Genomic DNA, 18,401 nt, shown 5'->3' on the forward strand with positions numbered 1-18,401 from the left:
GCCATCAAAGACACCACCACCATCGCCCGCAGTAATGTCATCGTCGCCAGCACCACCGTAAATGCTGTCAAACCCAGCACCACCAAAGATCGTATCAGCACCATCACCAGCATAGATCGTGTCATCGCCAACTCCGCCGTTCAGCGTATCTGACCCTTTGCTGCCTGAAAGGGTATCATCCCCCCCTAAACCATCGAAGTGCACTCCAATGGACCCATCATTTAAGACATTGTTCACACTCAGAATATTTGCTGCGGAATCGCCCGTCACATAACTAGCTCTACCGCGAAATGCAGATGCTTCGACATTCTCGATACTTTCAAAAACGTAGCGGTCCAGCGAACCTGTGTACGGGCTATCAGCGAAATTATTTGATAGGTCGATTATCCATCCAGTAGCTACCTCTAGCGTATCATTTCCCGCACCGCCGTCGACAAACGAACCCGTTAAATCGCCGCCTAAACTATGGAGGGAGAAGATGTCATCGCCGTCACCGCCAAATGCTTGATCCAATGGTTTAAGAAAAAAGTAGTCATCTCCACCATATCCGTAGAAAGTATCCGACGTCCAAGCCTCACGTGGGCCAAAGGATGCGGCAAACCAGTCATCGGCTTCGCCACCATGCAAGACAACCTCATGGTCCAAATTCTGAAGCAGGAAAGAATTACGGTGCGTACTATGTCCATAAATCTGTTCAAAATTTACAGCTTCGTAATCACCGAATGAAAAACCATCCACACCATTAACGATGGTGTCACGAAAGGACATCCTCGAGTAGCCAACAAAGACGTTCCGTGCATCAAGTGTATCGAGACCACCTGCCCCATCTAGCACTACGCTTGGTAAACCCGACGAAATGGCGCTAAGCAAAAATAGCTCATTTAACTCGCTACCCGTGAAATCATCTACACGATCAACATAGATTGTTAGGTCATGACTAATATCAGGCATAGTAAATCTCGTTATTCTACTGTTCACCAATTATGACGCAAGAAAACTGCTAGAGCTGGGAGCGCCCACTTCCAATGATGAGTGATTATTTCACAACCAACAAGAGCTAAGAATAAGCGCGCGCCCTTTTTCCCAATAAGGTCTGGCGGTATCATTGCATTACCCACCGTGGGAGTTTTGGGCCAAAGCAGCAGCATAAACAAAAAGATACAGGCTTATCTAGTTGCTTTCAGTATGCGGTGCCTTATCTGCGATGCAAGGGCATCGTTTGGAGGGTTGTTCAATTTTGTATAGCCCCAAAATTGTAGACACATTCTTCCTTAATTTAGAGGTAAGGAGGTCGCTACGGGGAAGCCAAAATTCAGTGACAATTTTTATATGTGATGCTGTGCATCAGGTCACGGTACTTCGCTAGCACAATGACTGGCGAGACCGATACGAACAGACCCGCGGCCTCGCATCACTGTTTCCTAAAAAAGCTTATGGTCGCGTCACCCGAGTAACCAAATACCCCGTATTTTCGCCAGCCCACTGACGTGATTGAATCACTTCGCGGCGGCCAAGGTCTACCCAATAGAGATTTTCAAAAGACTGGGCCGTACTTTGACATACCTCCGCCATCAAAATCGTTGACACAGCTCCTGCCTCCAACTCGACTTCACTCGGGCCTTTCGCACTAACTTCACACCGATACGTCCGATTTATGGCACGGTCCTCACCATTCACGTAGGTATGAAATCGATCGGCAAACCCAGAATGGCCCGCTAGCACTAGCCGTAGCGGTTCTGACACATCAGCACCTATTAGCGGTTCGCCAAAACCATAGATACTATGCAGGAACCCCCTTTGGAGAACAATGCCCCCCAAATCTGCGCTTAGATACCTTGCAAAAGGACCATCGCGTTGTTCTAGGATCAATTTACCGGCAACACCTAAATCAAGGAACTCGATATCCAGTACTGATCTGGGTTCCGAGAAGAGGTCCGAGAAGCGGTCTGGAGAAACAATTTCACTCGGGGCAAAATAGGAGGTCGCCAATGCGATACCAGATTGCTCCTTATCGTTAGAGCACGCATTTAGTCCAATTGTGGCAAGACCCGCCAACATCAACGTTCGGATCATCTCAGATACCTCCCCCACCCATCGGTCAGTTCTGCACCCCGGTAATCTCGAGTCAATGGATACAAGCGGTTTTCCACATTCAGCCGAGCGCCACCATCGCGTTGGATTGGCTGAATAGCTTGGCTCAAGACGCGGCGCGACGGTTGGCCCGTGACAAAAGTCAGTGGGATCTCAACTCGTAGGCCTTTGTCGAAAGCACCTTCACCAAAGTCCGCAAACGGCACATCGGTGAGGGTAAAGTAGCCGCCGACTTTCACCCCATTGTTAAATTCGCGGTTCACAGTAAGGGTCCCCCCCCAATCACCAGCAAGATAACGACCTAGGTCCAGCTGAGTATGAAACCCAGACCCAAGGTCATAATAAACCGATGTATGGCCAGTCACGACGTCGTAATCTTGAAAACCGAGCAACATATCGAAATTGCGTTGACGAACATAATTCAACTCTGCACCAAGGGCCAATCGACTATCTATCGGAGACCAAAGCATCTCAGCCGAAACACCCCCGAATTGGTTTTCAAGATAACCACCTGTCACACGAGCAAACACATCTGCAGAAGGCCGCCAAAGATATTCAGCAGTTAACAAATTTACCTCAAAGTCAGATTCACGGGCAAACAAAAAGGATTCTGAACGAACACGCTCAATCACAGAATCGGACTCGAGAACTCCGTCGCCTAAATTGCCCACCAATGGATAGCGAAACCGTGCATCCAGAGTGAGGCCCGGTGCTGCTTGATAGCCAATATCCAGCTGCGGTCCAATATCGACTCTGATCGGGCTCTGCGGATCAAAGAAAGAAAATGCGGAGTACGGCGTAAGGCTATACGTCAGCTGCGGCGCACCGACACCGGCCCGATTAGCGTCGCTGACATCAGCGCGGGCACGTGTGCGCCATGCCGCATCAAAAACATATTGCAGCTCTTCGAGATCGGCGCGCTTTGTGGCGATGGAACTAATCGGAACACCACGTTCTTGGAAAATAACAGTAAAGTCTTCTATCTGCGGAGGCAGCGTATTAGCCATCACGCGCGCCGCACGACCCGCAGCCTGCGCCTCAACATTCCATCTGTTGTTACGGATAAAAATTGTTGCACTCGTGGGAGAGATCTCGGCTTCGGCAAGCGCCAACCCTTCAGTGCCAAGCCTACTACGCAACACATCGACGGTGCCCGTCGGTCCATCCACATTCCAACTAGCCGTTGCAAGATTACGACGTGGGATAATGGGATAAGGCGCAGGCTCACGCCCACCAGGAATAACCTGTTCTTTGGCATCAAATACATAGCCAAACTGGACACCGAAATTTTCACCAGCAATCACGAACCCGCGAAAATTCAGCCCAAAATTGGTCTTGTACTGCACCGCCACGTTCACAGGCGATGAGTAGTTAAATGCTCCAACCACAGTTTCGGGACCATAAAGATCCGGTGAATACTCCAACTGGACACTGACTTTGTCTGTGACGTCCCAATCCACCCCCCAGAAGAACGACGCAGGCCCCTGAAGCCATTTCCCAACTTCAAGCTGCCCGCCCTGCCCAGTTGTGACCGTATCACGAATGCTTTCGTCAAATCCAAGCGGCGCCAACGGGTTATCGAACGTATTTCGCCCAGCTAGGCGCCCCCAACCAATGCCACCGGTAAGGGATATAGTGTCCGTCACATTTTTCGTCGCGACAAGGTATTCGCTCGAATATACGCCGGTTCCCAAGAAATCGCGCAGCCCAAAGGCAAGTGCGGGACGTGTTTCGGTTTCATCGAGGAGCGAAAAATGCACGTCAAAACTGCGGTCAAAACGAGTGCCAACAACCTCACTAAACTTGTCAATGATCGAGTAGCGGAAACTTCCATAGACGCGAGGAAAAACCTGAAACGTCGCCGTATTGCGCAGGCTTTGCTCCGTTGTCGCAACCGAAAAACCCAATTCACCATCGTTCAATCGACCGGCTGACGGTAACTCAACAATGCCGGGCGTTCCAAATGTGGAGAGCGTAGGCGTGTCTGCTCCGGCGCCATCTGTAAACATAACATTACACAAAGCGGCCGCCGACAGCATCTTTCCAAAACTCATCACATCCCCCCCTTTTGGTATTGATTCCATAATTGTACGCACTCCGGCCCGTAAAACCAGACGTCTCGCCAACGTCCATCCGTTAGCGGCGACTATGCGCATTGCAGGTCCGGTCGCCCGATCGAAATGCAGCGATCAAATCCTTGTTCTCCTGCGCTTTTTGCAGAATAGATATTACGCAAGTCAGCCATGTGCGCAGTTTTCATCGACCTTGCGATTTTGCTCAGATTGAGTGCGCGAAACTCGTTCCATTCAGTCAGTAGTACCACCATATCCGCATCTTTAACGGCATTATAAGGGCCTTCAACCCATCGTACGCCGGGCAGCAAGCGTTCGCCTTCATGGCGACCTTGCGTGTCGACGACACAAACTGTGGCACCACCCCCGATTAATGCAGGTACGATTGTCATGGATGGTGCATCGCGCATATCATCCGTACCCAACTTGAACGTCACGCCTAAAATGGCAACCGTCTTTTCGTCGAACGTTTCGTCGCAAAGGGTCTTAAGTTTATTGACCATGCGGCGTTTGGTTTCTTCGTTCACTTCGATCACGGTTTCGCTTATCCGCATGGGCATCCCATTTTCTTGGCCTATTCGCGCCAATGCGCGAGTGTCTTTCGGGAAATAGGACCCGCCGAACCTCGGCATAGCATGCAAGAACTTGCTGCCTACCCGACCATCGAACCCAATCCCTTTTGATACCTGTTTGATATCCGCATTGGAACATTCACATAGGGCCGCAATTTTATTGATGAAAGTGATCTTGGCCGCCAAAAATGCGTTGGCTGCGTATTTGATCATTTCTGCACTTTCCAAATCAGTCGTGATGATCGGGAAGTCGCGTAGATATAGCGGCCGATAGATTGAATTCATAATTTCAGCGGCGCGTTCAGTCTCCGCACCAACAACAACCAGATCTGGACGCATGAAATCGTAAATTGCAGCCCCTTCACGCAAAAATTCAGGGTTCGATGCGACATCAAAAACCAGTTCAGGATTGGCAGCGGCAACCACTTCTGCGACCTTTCGGTTAGTGCCAACAGGAACCGTCGATTTCGTGACAATCAGAACATACACTTTTGCAGTCTTGACAATTTCTTCGGCGGCAGCGACAACGTAGTTTAAGTCTGCATGGCCATCACCCCGTCGGGTTGGTGTGCCAACCGCGATAAAGATTGCATTAGCGCCATCAACCGCGTCCGACAAATTCTCGGTAAAGGTTAAGCGTCCCGCTTTCACGTTGTTGGCCAGCAAATCCTCAAGTCCTGGCTCGAAAATCGGAACCTTGCCGCTCTTCAGCATCGTAATCTTGCTACGGTCCTTGTCGATACACACGACGTTGTGGCCGAAATCAGCGAAACAGACCCCGGAAACTAAGCCTATGTAGCCCGTACCAATAATAGCAATCTCCCTGAAAACTTCCAAAATATGATATGTGATCAAAGCAATGATCGGTTATCATGCCGTCTGCCTATAACAAGTACCTGCTTGGTCTTTTATCGTAGAGAGACATTGAAAAAGCGTGTAGGTAGTCGCCAACGTCCACAAGGATTTCTTGAAAATGCAAACTGCGCTCGTTACCGGCTCTGCCGGCTTTATCGGATATCACACCAGTAAACGATTGCTGACTGAAGGCTGGAAGGTGATCGGTATCGATTCAATGTCGGACTATTACGACGTGACGCTAAAGCAAAGGCGTCAGGCGATGCTCGAAGCTTCACCAAATTTTACAGCGATCAATGATAAGGTCGAGACGCCAGGCACGATGATGACTTTGTTCAAGAAGTATCGCCCTAGCGCCGTGATCCATTTGGCCGCTCAAGCCGGTGTGCGTTATTCTATTGAGAACCCGCGATCTTACCTTGAAGCCAACATCATCGGGACCTTTGAAATTCTCGAAGCTGCTCGGGCCTTTCCACCTAAACATATGCTTATGGCCTCGACTTCGTCGGCTTATGGCGCAAACACCCACATGCCGTATAGCGAAACCGACAAAGCAGATCATCAAGTTTCGTTCTATGCGGCAACCAAAAAATCAACTGAAAACATGGCGCATAGCTATGCGCATTTGTTTGATCTGCCAACAACAATGTTCCGGTTCTTTACTGTGTACGGACCTTGGGGCCGCCCAGATATGGCCCCGATGAAGTTTGCGAAACGCATTCTGGCAGATGACCCGATCGACGTGTATAACCACGGCCAAATGAAACGAGATTTCACATATATAGATGATCTTGTGCATGCATTGTTCTTGCTGATTTCCAAGCCACCCGTGCGACCCACCGACGCTGACAAAGTTCCAGCAGGCGATAGCCTGTCACCCGTAGCGCCGTTCCGCGTACTCAATATCGGGAATGCGCAGCCTGAACCGCTGATGGATTTCATCGAAGCGTTGGAAACGTCGGTTGGACGGCCTGCCAAAAAGAACTTCATGGAAATGCAAGCAGGCGATGTTATGGCGACATGGGCGAACGCAGATTTGCTCAAAGATATCACGGGTTATCGTCCCAAGACAGCTATGCGCGATGGAGTCGCGCGGTTTATGGATTGGTATCGCAATTTTTATGAGATTTAGGCGATGACAGACCTTGCGACGGTGCTGGATTTATAATGCTTGATATTCTCAAGAAGAGCTTGGGTACTGGGGGCCTGAAAGTTGTGCAGGCCGTGATGGGTGTGTTAGTCACCATCGTGCTCGCACGATTGCTTGGACTTGCAGAATTTGGACTGTTTTCATTTGGACTAGCGATGGCCACGGCACTAGCTATCCCAACGAAGAACGGAATCACTGAACTTGTCGTGCGAGAGGTCTCTCGGGCAGAGGACGAAGATGACTCAGCGAAACTGCACGGGATAATGCGGTGGGTGCTGATGTTTAGCTGCATTTATTGTCTGGTTGTAGGTGGCGCCGTCGCGGCGGTTTCGGTAGCCTTATTTCCAACCAGCGGATTAGCGCTCTCTGTCGCTTTATCGATGTTGATCGTGCCGGGACTGTCTTTGATGGGGAATTTCTCGGGCGGGTTGCGTGGTTTGGGCAAACCAGCATTAGCCTTGTTTCCAGATACGTTGCTACGACCGATCTTACTAATTGCAATTGCGTTGGTGTTGGCCGCGATCCGCCCTGATCTATTGACAGCCACAACTGCCACACTGGCGATGACAGTCGCGACGTTAATTGCGGCTTTGGTAAATATGTGGTCTTTCAAGCGCAGCATTCCAGCAACCTTACAGCAATCGGGCGCACCCAAAATGGAACATCGCGCGTGGGTGCGAGCAGCCCTACCCTTCACCGCAATCGGGGGGGCTCAAATCGCGACACGACAGGCCGATCTCATCCTGTTGGGCTTGTTAGTGGATGAAACCTCAGTGGGATTGTACCGGATTGCTCTGCAAGGCGCGATGCTAGTCGCATTTGGATCGCAGGCAGTAAATATGGTGCTGGCCCCGCGTTTGGCGCTTCTCAAAAATGGGCACGACACAATGGCTTTATCTCGCCTGCTACGCCTGAGTATTTTGTTATCGCTGTGTGTCGCTGTACCGGGATTTCTGCTATATGTAACTGCAGGAGAACTGATCCTAACCACCCTATTTGGTACGCCAGCTGCTGCCGCATTGGTTCCTCTAATTGTCTTGTCCGCAGGTAACACAGTTGCGATGCTCAATGGCGCGGTCATTCCTTTACTAAACATGACTGGCAACGAAAGCCGCACGTTATTGTCGTTTGCGTTGGCGTTGGTATCGACCATTATTCTCAACCTCATGTTGATCCCAATTTTTGGTACAATCGGGGCAGCGACAGCAGCGTTCTTGGCAATCGTGATTTCCAACCTTGCCTTACGGAAAGCGGCCATCACGAGCATGGGCATAGACCCGCCCGCGACATTATTTCGTAAAGGATACCTCAACAATGACGCCCCATGACCAAACTCGCCCCACGGCTCTCGTTGTTGGACCAATGAAGTGTGGAACAAGCTGGATACACGATTACTTTGAAGATCGCGGCGATATTTGTCTTCCCAACGGGATCAAAGAAACGTTTTACTATGACCGTCACCCACGGCGCGGCCTAGACTGGTACACAAAACACTTCACCCACTTTAATGCCAACCAGCATCGCGCCATTGTCGAAGTAGCTCCGTCACTGTTTCATGTGTCCAGCACTGCCGCACCACATATTCTGAGTGAATTAGGCGATATTCCGATTGTCATTACGTTGCGCGATCCAGTGAAGCGAGCTTGGTCGCACTATCAACACATGTCGCGGGGCTATACAGCGTTGGCTTTGCAAGACGCTGTCCAAGAGTTTCCTGAGATTTTGGATGCCAGCCGATATTCGGCCCATATGCCGATCTGGAAAAAGCACTTTTCCAATGTCACGGCCTTACAACAGGCCCACCTCGCCGAAGATCCAGAAGAATATGTTGCCACTTTATCAGCACACCTGAATTTGCCAGCTATTCACGCAGGGCAACGGGCATCTCAGCGGAGCAACCAAGCCACCTCCCCACGCTCTTATTTACTGGCGCGTGTCGGGCGCTACGGAGCCCGGGCGTTTCGCTATGTAGGGCTATATTCTATCGTGAATGCCTTTAAGAACGCGGGATTAAAGAACTTGTTCTACGGTGGGGGACAATCAGAAACTCAGACACCATCAGACGATGACCTATCATTTTTGATGTCCGCCCTGGAAGATGAAACGGTGTATTTTGCGTCTCTTAGAGACTTGAGCTGACGGGCAGGCAATCCACCATAGAGCCATCCATCCGCCAAATCGCCACGGACTACAGCGTTCGCCGCAACAATAACACGTGAGCCAATAGTCGTATCGCGTAAAATTCGAACACCAGATGCAATCCAGACGTCATCTGCGATAGTAATCTCGCCGATCGCGAGTTTACCATATTTAATTGGCAAACTCGGTTCAATCATATGATCGAAAGATACCAGCGAACTGGCGTGTGCGATAGAAACATTGGATCCAATCCTGATCCCGCCCAATGCGTCTAGAAAACAGTTTTCATGAAATGATACATTGTCGCCAACCGATAGACTTTTCCAATTTTTGACCACGATGTTGCGACCCCAATAAACATTGTTACCCATAGCCTTGGCCTTCGCAAGCGCCAAAGAATAGCGTAAACCAACTCCTAGTACGCCTGGTATTATGTCGCTGATTTCCCAAATCCAGCGATGTAAAAAGTTGGGAAAGACACTAAACACCACCGCCAAAACCCTTAGAATTGGGCGGATTTTGCTAAAGACTGATCTACCGCTCATGATAGCGTTTACCTTTATTCTTGGATCTTACTAGCGTAGCAGGCTGCAATCACCTAAGTACACGCACTCCGGCGACACCTCTAACCATAAAGGCTGAAAGCACAATGCAGGCAAGGCACAGTTTGTCGATTCCTCGGAAGCAATTGTCCTTCGGCGAAGTCGAAGCCCGGACGGTCTTCAAGCCTGAAGCATGGATCGTACTGAGTTTCATCATGTATTTCCTTGTACCGGCCGTGGTATCCATTGCGATCACTAGGTCCATCAAAGGATACGGTGACTTGAACTTCCCCGGCTGGCAGATTGAAATAATTGACACAATCGCGGCGTCGGCGTTGTTCATCTTGGTTACATTGGTATCGCTCGTCTTTGTCCGAAAACTATTTCCTGCGCGCCGCCATTTTGAAGCATATTCACCGCCCAAAAAAGCGGAATTGGTGGTAGCGCGCGGGTCGTTTATTACTGGCCTATTTTGCGCTTATCTCTTGGGTCAAGCATTTTCCGGCGATATGCGTAGTGGATTGGTATCCACTCTTTACGGGCAGCTAATTTTTGCAATCTCTTTTGGGGCCATCTTAGGGTATCTGGCCTTAGCGTTACGAGCGCTGAATAAGAAGAACTACATTTGGTTCGCGATAATAACACTGGTCTTCGTTAGTGCTTTTGTTGTTTTGGGAGGGCGCGGCCGTGTGATCTGGCCACTCCTTTCGTTGTTTGCAACTTGGCAGATTACGCGAAAAGGCAAAATTCATCTTGGCAAGTTACTCGGTTGGGGGCTTGTCATATTCTTCGCAGCATCCCTAATTGATCCCCTTCTTGCGATTTACTACGGTCGGGGAACCGATCAACTTCTTCGGATCGCCAGTACGGGGTCATTACTGGAATCCGTCTTTATCCAGAAACGAAACTTCGACGGTTTTCACAATTTCTATCTAATATTCAATATTGACCCGTTTCCGCGCTCGCTATCGTATCTAATTGATGGACCACGAACCACGTTTATGACCGAATTTTTTCCGGCCATCCTCGCGCGCGGCATCGGTTTTCCCGCCACAGTACCCGGCACATTCTGGATGGCAGGCGGATGGATCGGTCTCATCATTGGCGGGATCGCATTCGGTGCGCTGGCGGGCGTCATGTCCGCACGGTTCTCAAAATCACAAAGCCAATTATCGATCTGTTTCCAAATCTATCTATTCACTTGGATTTTCAATGTGGGCACATCGCTGTTCGACAACATGTCGAAAATCATTGTAGTCTGTGTTATCATGATCCCATTCTATCTCGCGTCAAAGCTGCGATAATCGTCATGATTCTCAATCAACGATTTTGTTGATCTCATCCAAGTAGGCATCAAGGACAAATCGTTCGTCAAATACCGTTTCGGCATGTCGACGACTCGCCGCCCCCATTTCAATGAGTTTATCGCGGTGCATGTCAATTATTTTTGCCATCGCCTCTTCAAGACTTTGCGTGTCGCGTGGGTTCACCAAAAAACCGCTCACACCGTCATTAACCGCATCACGACAGCCTCGATGGTCTGTTGTAATCACCGGACGACCTGTTGCGCAGGCCTCTAGCAAGGATTTCGGGACACCTTCGCCATAGTAGGACGGTAAAACGACGCATGAGGCGTCCTTTAGCAGTGCTGGGATCGTATCCGGCAACACACTGCCATGATAAATCACGTCACCAGCCTCTACTGCTTTCTGCAAAACTGCACCATCGATATGATCAGATTTGTCTGAATGCTCGCCCACAATGTGAACTTCGCAATCCAAACCACGTTTTTTCAACGCAGCCGCAGCCATCACATATTCAGCAATCCCTTTTTCCTTTAATAGACGGCCAACAAAAAGAAACTTTGTCTTTTCAGGTAATGGCTGGACCAAAAATTTATCAACATCCACACCACTACCCGGAATCCTCGACGTGACTTCCTTAGCTACAAGATCCGCAGCGATAAAATCAGCGCGATCTTCATTGTTCTGGAAAAAAACATGCGTTGCTCGCCTAAGGCCGGCACGGTACAGCCGCTGCACGATAAACCGCAAGATTGGTGATCCCGTCGATGAAAAAGCCCGCCCAGCACCCGCAACATTGTTAATTACTGGAACATTGGCCATTGATGCCGCGATATTCCCAAAAGTATTTGGCTTGACGGTGTAGTGCAGCGAGACAACGGGTTTCAATTTCTGCAAAATGCGAGCCAACGCCCGCACAGTTTTTATCTCGGCCAGAGGGTTCATGCCATACTGCGACATTGGCAGCTCAATGTAGCGGATGCCTTCTTTTTCCAAAAGCGGGACCGCCTCATCGCGTGGAGCAATAACCACGATGTCATAACCTTCGGCACGCAAAACTTTAATCAATCGCATACGCAATTTCAGTACATATAAAGCTGTATTGTAGACAATGGCAATCGTACCCTTAGACTGAGATGGTGCGGTCAAAGTCGTCATCCTTAAAATGAAGTTTATTCAGTATAGAAGATTGTTCTGCTGTCATCAGGCTCAAGAAACTCTGACACCAGCGTGCGACGCAATCCCTCATCCAGCTTATAGGGCGCGACAAAGCCATCTTGATCATGGGCGCTACTTGAAAACGACGTCTCACTACAGAATTTCTTGACACGGATTGATGAAATGGGAAGGTTTTTACCAGAGACTTTGGCGAGGCCATCCGCAATCTTACCCAAAAACATGCCAACTGGGTACGGCAAACGAAACCCAATTTTGTCTATGCCAACCAGGACAGATCTGACATGGGATACGAGCGAATTCATGTCAAAATCGGGCTTATCAACATAGTTAAATATGTCTGACCCATTCGGATGAATAGTACACCATTCAAGAAATGCGACGATGTTACCGACATAAGCCAAAGACTTTTTGTTTTTACCATCCCCGATCATGACAAATCGGCCAGACGCAATCTGATTAAGCAAATTAAAGACGTTTCCGCGATTTCCTTCACCAAACACGACCGTCGGGCGCACAATACAGATCGTGCGTGTCTTGGGAGCTTCTGCAAACCATTTATTAAGAACCTTCTCACCTTCAAACTTAGACCGGCCATAATCATTGAAAGGATCAATGGTTCCGGTTTCATCGGTTTGAGGCGCTGCAAATCCATACACAGCAACTGTGCTAGTAAATACAATTCGGTCAATCCCAAGTTCGGTTGCGATATCGCAGATATTCGCAATTCCGTCGACGTTGGTGTTATAATATTCTTGTCGGTCGGACACATCATCCCGGTGCACCGCTGCCAAATTAATCAACGGACCAGCATTGCCAATGGACGCAAGCGTCACAAGCAATCCTTCCTTGTCCCGGATATCGGCAATCAAAGTTCTATCCGCGAATTCCGGGCTTGGCTTCAGATCAACGATCCGGAAATCAATATTTTGCGCCGCCAAAGAACGGCACAAATTAGTTCCGATGAACCCAGATCCCCCAAGAATGGTCAGCATTGAAATGATCCCAAATTGTTAAAGTAGACTAGGTTTACCCCGTATCACGCGCCCCTAAAAGAGCAATGCGTTTCGGTCAGAAAGAACGAAATACTTTGTGTATATGGCAGACCAACCGTTCAAAAAGCCCTGGCGCCCCAAAAGTTTCGTCCGGCCCCAATAATGCCGCCTATGGGGGGTAAAGAACGCCCGGCATCAGCTCTTCCCAAAACCTAAATATCGCCTCTGCATTAAGCGCCGACATCCACCCATGCTTCTCAAAATCCAACCGCGGCGCCCCCTCCAGTCGCGCCATGAACAGCCGTTTGTCTGCGTCCCGCTGCGTCGGGCTTCGCGCTGCCACCAAGTCCCGCACAATTGCCAACTTCCGTCCGCGCTCTGACATCGGCGCTTCCTCAACCGCAGGCGCCGCGTAGTCATCCCGCAATGCCGCCTGCAAATAGCTCACCGGGTTCTGCACGTCGGATCGTTCCCCGACATACGCCAGCTTTGCGGCCACATACTCGGCTCCGTGTTCTGCAATCCATTGTTTTGCCAGTCGGTCGCTGACCCCCTGCCCTATCAACGCCGCATAGACCGGCGAATTTCGCACCCCTGCCCCGTCATCGATATCAAGGATCGCGAGCTGCGGATTGTCCTTAATCTTAAACCGGATATGCGTCACAGATCGGCCCATCTTACGCGTCTCGGGTGTCACGATGATATTGCTCGTCTTGTTCACCTCCGCGACGGCCGGCTTGATGACCTTCGCGTTCAGGTGCTTAAAAACCTCGTAATAGGCACTGTCATTCACGCCCATCAGACGGCGAAACGTCTCCAGCTCCCACCACCCCGTGCTGCGCGTCCGCACGAAACGGTAGCAGTTTTCGTAAAGTGCTAGCGCATGGCCCGAGGTAAACCGCTTCTGAATGTTAAGGTTAATCAGCGCGAAAACCTTCGGATCGTGCAACTTTTCCGCCAAGGCAGACGAATACGAATATTCGCACACCCCACCCTTCAGCTTTGCATAGGCAAGCAGGCTCGACACGCCCCACTCTTGCTCGCCGTTCTCGTCCAACATATCCCATTCGGCCAATGTCTCGACCAAACCACGTAGCGACGCCTTCAACGACTCCATATCATTCGAATTATATCCGATCATCGCACACAGCGTCTGCGCGTCGATCTTGTGGGTCGCCTGATGCACCAATGTGTCGTAGGCATTCAGCAGCAGCACGTTCGATAGCTTGCGTTGTAATAACGTTAACTTGCCACTCACGTGGATCGCGGCGACGTTCTTTTTCACAGAACCGCGCCGCAGCGGGCCGGTCAGGTCTTTGGGTGTCTGCTCTTTGCGCATTGGCGTGCCTTGTTGACGGCTATTTGCGGGTACCTTATCGCAAAAGGAACCTGCAAACAACAATCAAGTAGGCACCTTTAGACGGGTCAAACGGATCCCGTAAACAGGTACCTTTCACTGGTTATCCTGTCATGAAATTCTGCTAAAGGTACCCAAACACGGGACGCCTGAGCACCCCCGGATACTGAATAGAGCCTAACATAGCCGAAACCGACTCTGGATACCCATCATCCTGCGAATCGGCACCTTTCGTCCTAACTTTAGGTGCTCCTTGTCCCGTAAACGGATACCTTTCGTCCTGTAGGCGGGTCCATGTTCGCCCCTAACTATTTGATATAGTTTTATTATCTCACCCCAAAGATTCTAAAGTATCTAAAGATACTAAACAGTTTATCGTCGTTGTTCTTATCAAATATCCTAATATTAGGGTCTAAATGGACATTCTGATTCTCATTTGCGGTTTCATGTGCGATAGTTTCGCCAAAGCATACAAACCTTGCATACATTGAGATAAGACAATGGCATCAGCGGATAAACCACCCCTGCCCCCTTATATGAACATCGACCCACAGGTTGCTGCAAGCAAACTCTCGGCCCCTGTTGATACGACGCGATTCGCGAAAGCCGCGACTTTCGCTGCGAAAGGCCGCGAAGATCTGGCGAAACGTGGACACGCCCCTGATGGTGCCAAGCGTCTGCGCAAATTTTCGACGTGGGAAGTGTGCCGCTACATGATCCCCGTCGCGACATCGCATTTCCGGCGTGTGCTCAAGGCGCATCCGGATTTGCCCCAAGGCACCGGCGAAGGAAATTCGAAGTGGTTTACCCTCGAAGAGGTGCTCGCTCTGCGCAAGCATTTCGCGACCGAAGGTGCCGCTGACAAGGAATATCTGCCATGGCGGCCTAAAGGGTTAGACGCGAAAATCATCTCTGTCGCGAACTTCAAAGGCGGCGTTGGCAAGACATCAACCGCCGCACACCTCGCCATGTCCGCCGCGTTGGACGGCTACAAAGTGCTCGTGATCGACCTCGATAGCCAAGGTTCCATGACCTCGATTATGGGCGGCAAGGTCGAAGACGAATGGCAAACCGCGTTCCCGCTTATGGCCAAAGATTACGCGATGAACGTCGTTGCCGAAAACCGCGCACGCGAGGCACGTGGGGAAGCCCCCCTGCCCCTAGATGAGACTCTAACCGAGGCATTACAGACGAACGCCCGCGATCTGATCCAATCCACGCACTGGCCGAACATCGACCTCATCGGCGCACAGCTGAACCTCTATTGGGCCGAATTTCAGGTCCCCGTCTGGCGTACGCAGCATCGATCTTGGGCGCTCTGGGATGCGCTGACCAACGCGCTGTCGCGTGAAGATATCTTAACCGATTACGACGTCATATTCATCGATACGCCCCCTGCCCTCGGTTACCTGACGATTAATGCGCTGGCGGCGGCGGACATCCTTCTGGTCCCGCTTGGGGCTTCGTTTCTTGAATTCGACAGCACAGGCCGGTTCTTTGACATGCTCTACAGCACCTTCGCTTCCATCGAAGACGGTGAAAACACCATCCGTCGGCGCGACGGATTGCCGGACATGAAATTCGAATGGGACGCCGTCCGCGCCATCGTCACCCGATTTGATGCGGCGCAACAGACCGACCTCGCAAATGTCGTGCAGGCCTATTTTGGGGACTTCATGACGACCTACCGCCAGGAAGTCACGGCCATGGTTGGGCAGGCCGGCGAGCGCGTAAACGGTATTTACGAAGCCGATTATCGTGACTTTAACCGTGACACCTACGTGCGCGGACGCGAGACATTCGACCGCACATGGGCCGAAGTTAAAGAAGTCTTACTCGGCACATGGTGGCGCGATCAGCAGATGATGCAGAGCCTCGAAACTTGACGGGTTTCGAGTTTCGCAGCGAAACTCGCCCCAAATATAACCAGAGTTTCGCAGCGAAACTCCCGCAGACGACAACAGGAGATCCCTGATGGCAAAACGCAGATTAGACCCGCCAAGCGCCGATCAACTGGCCGCAATGGACGCAGAGTTTCGCAGCGAAACTCCCGAACGGCGGGGCAGGGGCGCCGCGCCCATAGCGCAGGTCGCAGGCGAGGCGGCGCATCTTGGCACAGGCGAAACACCGGCCGCAAAGATGAACCGGCTGGATGCGGATAAACTCCGCGCGGCCGAAGAGGCGGGGTTGCTGATCGAAGAAATCCCGCTGGACCAGATCAAAACCGACGACCTCGTGCGCGACCGGACGATCATCGATCAGTCCGAACTGGACGAGCTGATCACGTCCATCACGATCAACGGACTGCGCCTGCCGGTTGAGGTCTACAAAGACGGGCAGGGGGCGTATCAGCTGATCTCCGGCTACCGCCGCATGCTCGCCTTCACAGCGCTCAGCAAGACCTACACGGGCGGCTACAGCAAGATCAAAGCCATCGTGCGCGCGCCACGCGACATGGCGACGTCCTTCATGGCGATGGTCGAAGAAAACGAAATCCGCGCGAACCTTAGCCACTACGAACGTGGGCGTATTGCGGTCCTTGCGGCACGGCAGGGGGCGTTCAATAGCACCGACGAGGCCGTCGCACAGCTGTTCGTCGCGGCATCGAAGGCCAAGCGATCAAAGGTGAAATCATTCGCTGAAGTCTTTGAATGTCTCGGAGATGTCCTCCAGTTCCCCGAAGACCTCACCGAACGCCGCGGCCTACGCATCGCCGCCGCAATCCGGCACGGGGTCGAAGACAAGTTGCGGGATGCGCTAGAAGGCGCGAAGGGCATAGAGAGCATCGACAACGAATGGGCGCTGTTGGAGCCGATCATCGACCACGTCGAAGCCGCGCCAAAACCAGCCGTCAAGATGGGCCGCCCCAAAGCAAGACCGCTTCCCGCGAAGGGCAACGAAATGCAGCTTTCCAACGGTGTGAAGTTGACGCGGTCAAGCGACAGCAAAGGCTATTTCATCCGGATTAGTGGGCCGTCAGTTGACGCAGAAACGCTCGACGCCGCCATGCAAGAAATCGCGCATTTGTTCGAGGCGCCATAGGGAGTTTCGCTGCGAAACTAGTACGTAATTCAAAAAGGTATTTTCCAACATTTTGATTTGAGGGAGTTATTTATGAAAACGGCGATTGTGACCGGCGCTGCCGGATTTATAGGATATCACATTAGTCAGCGTCTTTTGGACGAAGGTTGGCGGGTTGTTGGCGTTGATTTATTGTCCGATTATTACGATGTCTCGCTCAAGAAAAAGCGTCAGGCAATGCTGGCGACTTCGCCAAACTTCAAAGTCTATAATGAAAAAATCGAAACACCGGGCCTCATGATGTCGATTTTTGAAGACCATAAGCCTGACGCGGTCATCCACCTCGCGGCGCAGGCGGGCGTGCGGTATTCTATCGAAAATCCAAGATCCTACCTTGAAGCAAACATCATCGGAACATTTGAGATATTGGAAGCAGCCCGAGCATTTCCACCGGCTCATATGCTCTTGGCCTCGACGTCTTCGGCTTACGGTGCAAACACGAAAATGCCGTATGCTGAAACCGACAAGGCCGATCATCAGGTTTCGTTCTACGCGGCAACCAAAAAGTCGACCGAAAATATGGCGCATTCGTACGCGCACCTCTTTGGCCTGCCAATTACGATGTTCCGGTTCTTTACAGTTTACGGCCCCTGGGGCCGACCCGACATGGCACCAATGAAATTTGCGAAACGCATTTTGGCTGGCGATCCGATTGATGTTTACAATCAAGGGCAGATGAAACGCGATTTTACATACATCGATGATTTGATTGACGCTCTTTCCGAGCTTATCGCTCAGGCGCCCGTGAAGCCTAGTGGAGAGGCCGAAGTGAAGAAGGGTGACAGCCTATCGCCCGTAGCCCCGTTTCGTGTGCTGAACATCGGTAATGCATCGCCAGAACCCTTGATGGATTTTATCGCGGCGCTTGAGGATGCGGCTGGAGTGAAAGCGAATATGAACATGATGGACATGCAGGCTGGTGATGTCGTCGCAACTTGGGCGAACACTGACCTTTTGAAATCACTGCTTGAGGTGACGCCGTCCACGACAATGCGTCAGGGCGTCAACAAATTCATGGTCTGGTATCGGGAATACTACAGCCTCTGACTATGGGGTTTCCATGAGTA

General features: G+C 51.0%; 15 protein-coding genes. 7 read left to right on the forward strand and 8 right to left on the reverse strand.

All coding sequences use genetic code 11. The features are described from left to right. From MWU61_RS17795 to MWU61_RS17810, 4 genes are all read right to left on the reverse strand, one after another. The coding region (locus tag MWU61_RS17795) for a calcium-binding protein (protein WP_281502249.1) at positions 1-951 on the reverse strand (951 nt) is incomplete at its 3' end. Positions 952-1,431: 480 nt separating this feature from the next. Next, entirely contained in the window at positions 1,432-2,073 is a 642-nt protein-coding gene (locus tag MWU61_RS17800; RefSeq protein WP_247129819.1) for a YjbF family lipoprotein, read from the reverse strand. Then, positions 2,070-4,145 (reverse strand): YjbH domain-containing protein, encoded by a 2,076-nt coding sequence (locus tag MWU61_RS17805; RefSeq protein ID WP_247129820.1) that lies wholly within the window; start codon positions 4,143-4,145, stop codon positions 2,070-2,072. Before MWU61_RS17805 ends, MWU61_RS17800 begins: the two co-directional genes overlap by 4 nt. Before the next feature lie 92 nt (positions 4,146-4,237). Beyond that, the gene (locus tag MWU61_RS17810) at positions 4,238-5,572 is read right to left on the reverse strand and encodes a UDP-glucose/GDP-mannose dehydrogenase family protein (RefSeq protein WP_247129857.1); all 1,335 of its coding nucleotides are present in this window, start codon (positions 5,570-5,572) and stop codon (positions 4,238-4,240) included. A gap of 136 nt (positions 5,573-5,708) precedes the next feature. Here MWU61_RS17810 and MWU61_RS17815 point away from each other — a divergent pair, with 136 nt between their 5' ends. Genes MWU61_RS17815 through MWU61_RS17825 form a run of 3 tightly spaced genes read left to right on the forward strand, consistent with a single transcriptional unit; the run spans position 5,709 to position 8,879 of the window. Then, complete coding sequence (locus MWU61_RS17815) at positions 5,709-6,722, forward strand: SDR family NAD(P)-dependent oxidoreductase (protein ID WP_247129821.1); 1,014 nt, start codon at positions 5,709-5,711, stop codon at positions 6,720-6,722. A 35-nt stretch (positions 6,723-6,757) separates the two neighbouring features. Then, positions 6,758-8,068, forward strand: coding sequence for an oligosaccharide flippase family protein (locus MWU61_RS17820; protein WP_247129822.1), 1,311 nt, complete (start codon positions 6,758-6,760; stop codon positions 8,066-8,068). After that, positions 8,055-8,879 (forward strand): sulfotransferase domain-containing protein, encoded by an 825-nt coding sequence (locus MWU61_RS17825; RefSeq protein ID WP_247129823.1) that lies wholly within the window; start codon positions 8,055-8,057, stop codon positions 8,877-8,879. The genes MWU61_RS17820 and MWU61_RS17825 overlap by 14 nt, the downstream gene beginning before the upstream one ends. Here the strand turns inward: MWU61_RS17825 and MWU61_RS17830 are convergent. Further along, the gene (locus MWU61_RS17830; RefSeq protein WP_247129824.1) at positions 8,789-9,424 is read right to left on the reverse strand and encodes an acyltransferase; all 636 of its coding nucleotides are present in this window, start codon (positions 9,422-9,424) and stop codon (positions 8,789-8,791) included. The two genes, MWU61_RS17825 and MWU61_RS17830, sit on opposite strands and share 91 nt — an antisense overlap. Before the next feature lie 104 nt (positions 9,425-9,528). Here MWU61_RS17830 and MWU61_RS17835 point away from each other — a divergent pair, with 104 nt between their 5' ends. Beyond that, positions 9,529-10,725: a hypothetical protein gene (locus tag MWU61_RS17835; RefSeq protein ID WP_247129825.1), complete on the forward strand. Its 1,197-nt coding sequence runs from the start codon at positions 9,529-9,531 to the stop codon at positions 10,723-10,725. A 12-nt stretch (positions 10,726-10,737) separates the two neighbouring features. Here the strand turns inward: MWU61_RS17835 and MWU61_RS17840 are convergent, their stop codons facing one another. The 3 genes from MWU61_RS17840 to MWU61_RS17850 all read right to left on the reverse strand — a co-directional run bounded on the left by MWU61_RS17840 (position 10,738) and on the right by MWU61_RS17850 (position 14,235). Beyond that, positions 10,738-11,874, reverse strand: a complete 1,137-nt coding sequence (locus MWU61_RS17840) for a glycosyltransferase family 4 protein (protein WP_247129826.1) — start codon at positions 11,872-11,874, stop codon at positions 10,738-10,740. A gap of 23 nt (positions 11,875-11,897) precedes the next feature. Then, a complete protein-coding gene (locus MWU61_RS17845) occupies positions 11,898-12,896 on the reverse strand; it encodes an NAD-dependent epimerase/dehydratase family protein (RefSeq protein WP_247129827.1) in 999 nt (332 codons plus the stop codon). A 169-nt stretch (positions 12,897-13,065) separates the two neighbouring features. Further along, on the reverse strand, positions 13,066-14,235 hold the full coding sequence (locus tag MWU61_RS17850; RefSeq protein WP_247129828.1) for a replication initiation protein: 1,170 nt from the start codon (positions 14,233-14,235) through the stop codon (positions 13,066-13,068). A gap of 518 nt (positions 14,236-14,753) precedes the next feature. On the opposite strand from MWU61_RS17850, the gene MWU61_RS17855 reads away from it, so the two are divergent. From MWU61_RS17855 to MWU61_RS17865, 3 genes are all read left to right on the forward strand, one after another. Next, positions 14,754-16,139, forward strand: coding sequence for an AAA family ATPase (locus MWU61_RS17855; protein WP_247129829.1), 1,386 nt, complete (start codon positions 14,754-14,756; stop codon positions 16,137-16,139). An 88-nt stretch (positions 16,140-16,227) separates the two neighbouring features. Continuing rightward, positions 16,228-17,295, forward strand: coding sequence for a ParB N-terminal domain-containing protein (locus tag MWU61_RS17860; protein ID WP_247129830.1), 1,068 nt, complete (start codon positions 16,228-16,230; stop codon positions 17,293-17,295). Positions 17,296-17,367: 72 nt separating this feature from the next. Then, a complete protein-coding gene (locus MWU61_RS17865; protein WP_247129831.1) occupies positions 17,368-18,381 on the forward strand; it encodes an NAD-dependent epimerase/dehydratase family protein in 1,014 nt (337 codons plus the stop codon). Positions 18,382-18,401: the final 20 nt, after the last annotated feature.

This window comes from Loktanella sp. F6476L (genome assembly GCF_023015725.1).
In the GTDB taxonomy this organism is placed as follows: domain Bacteria; phylum Pseudomonadota; class Alphaproteobacteria; order Rhodobacterales; family Rhodobacteraceae; genus Yoonia.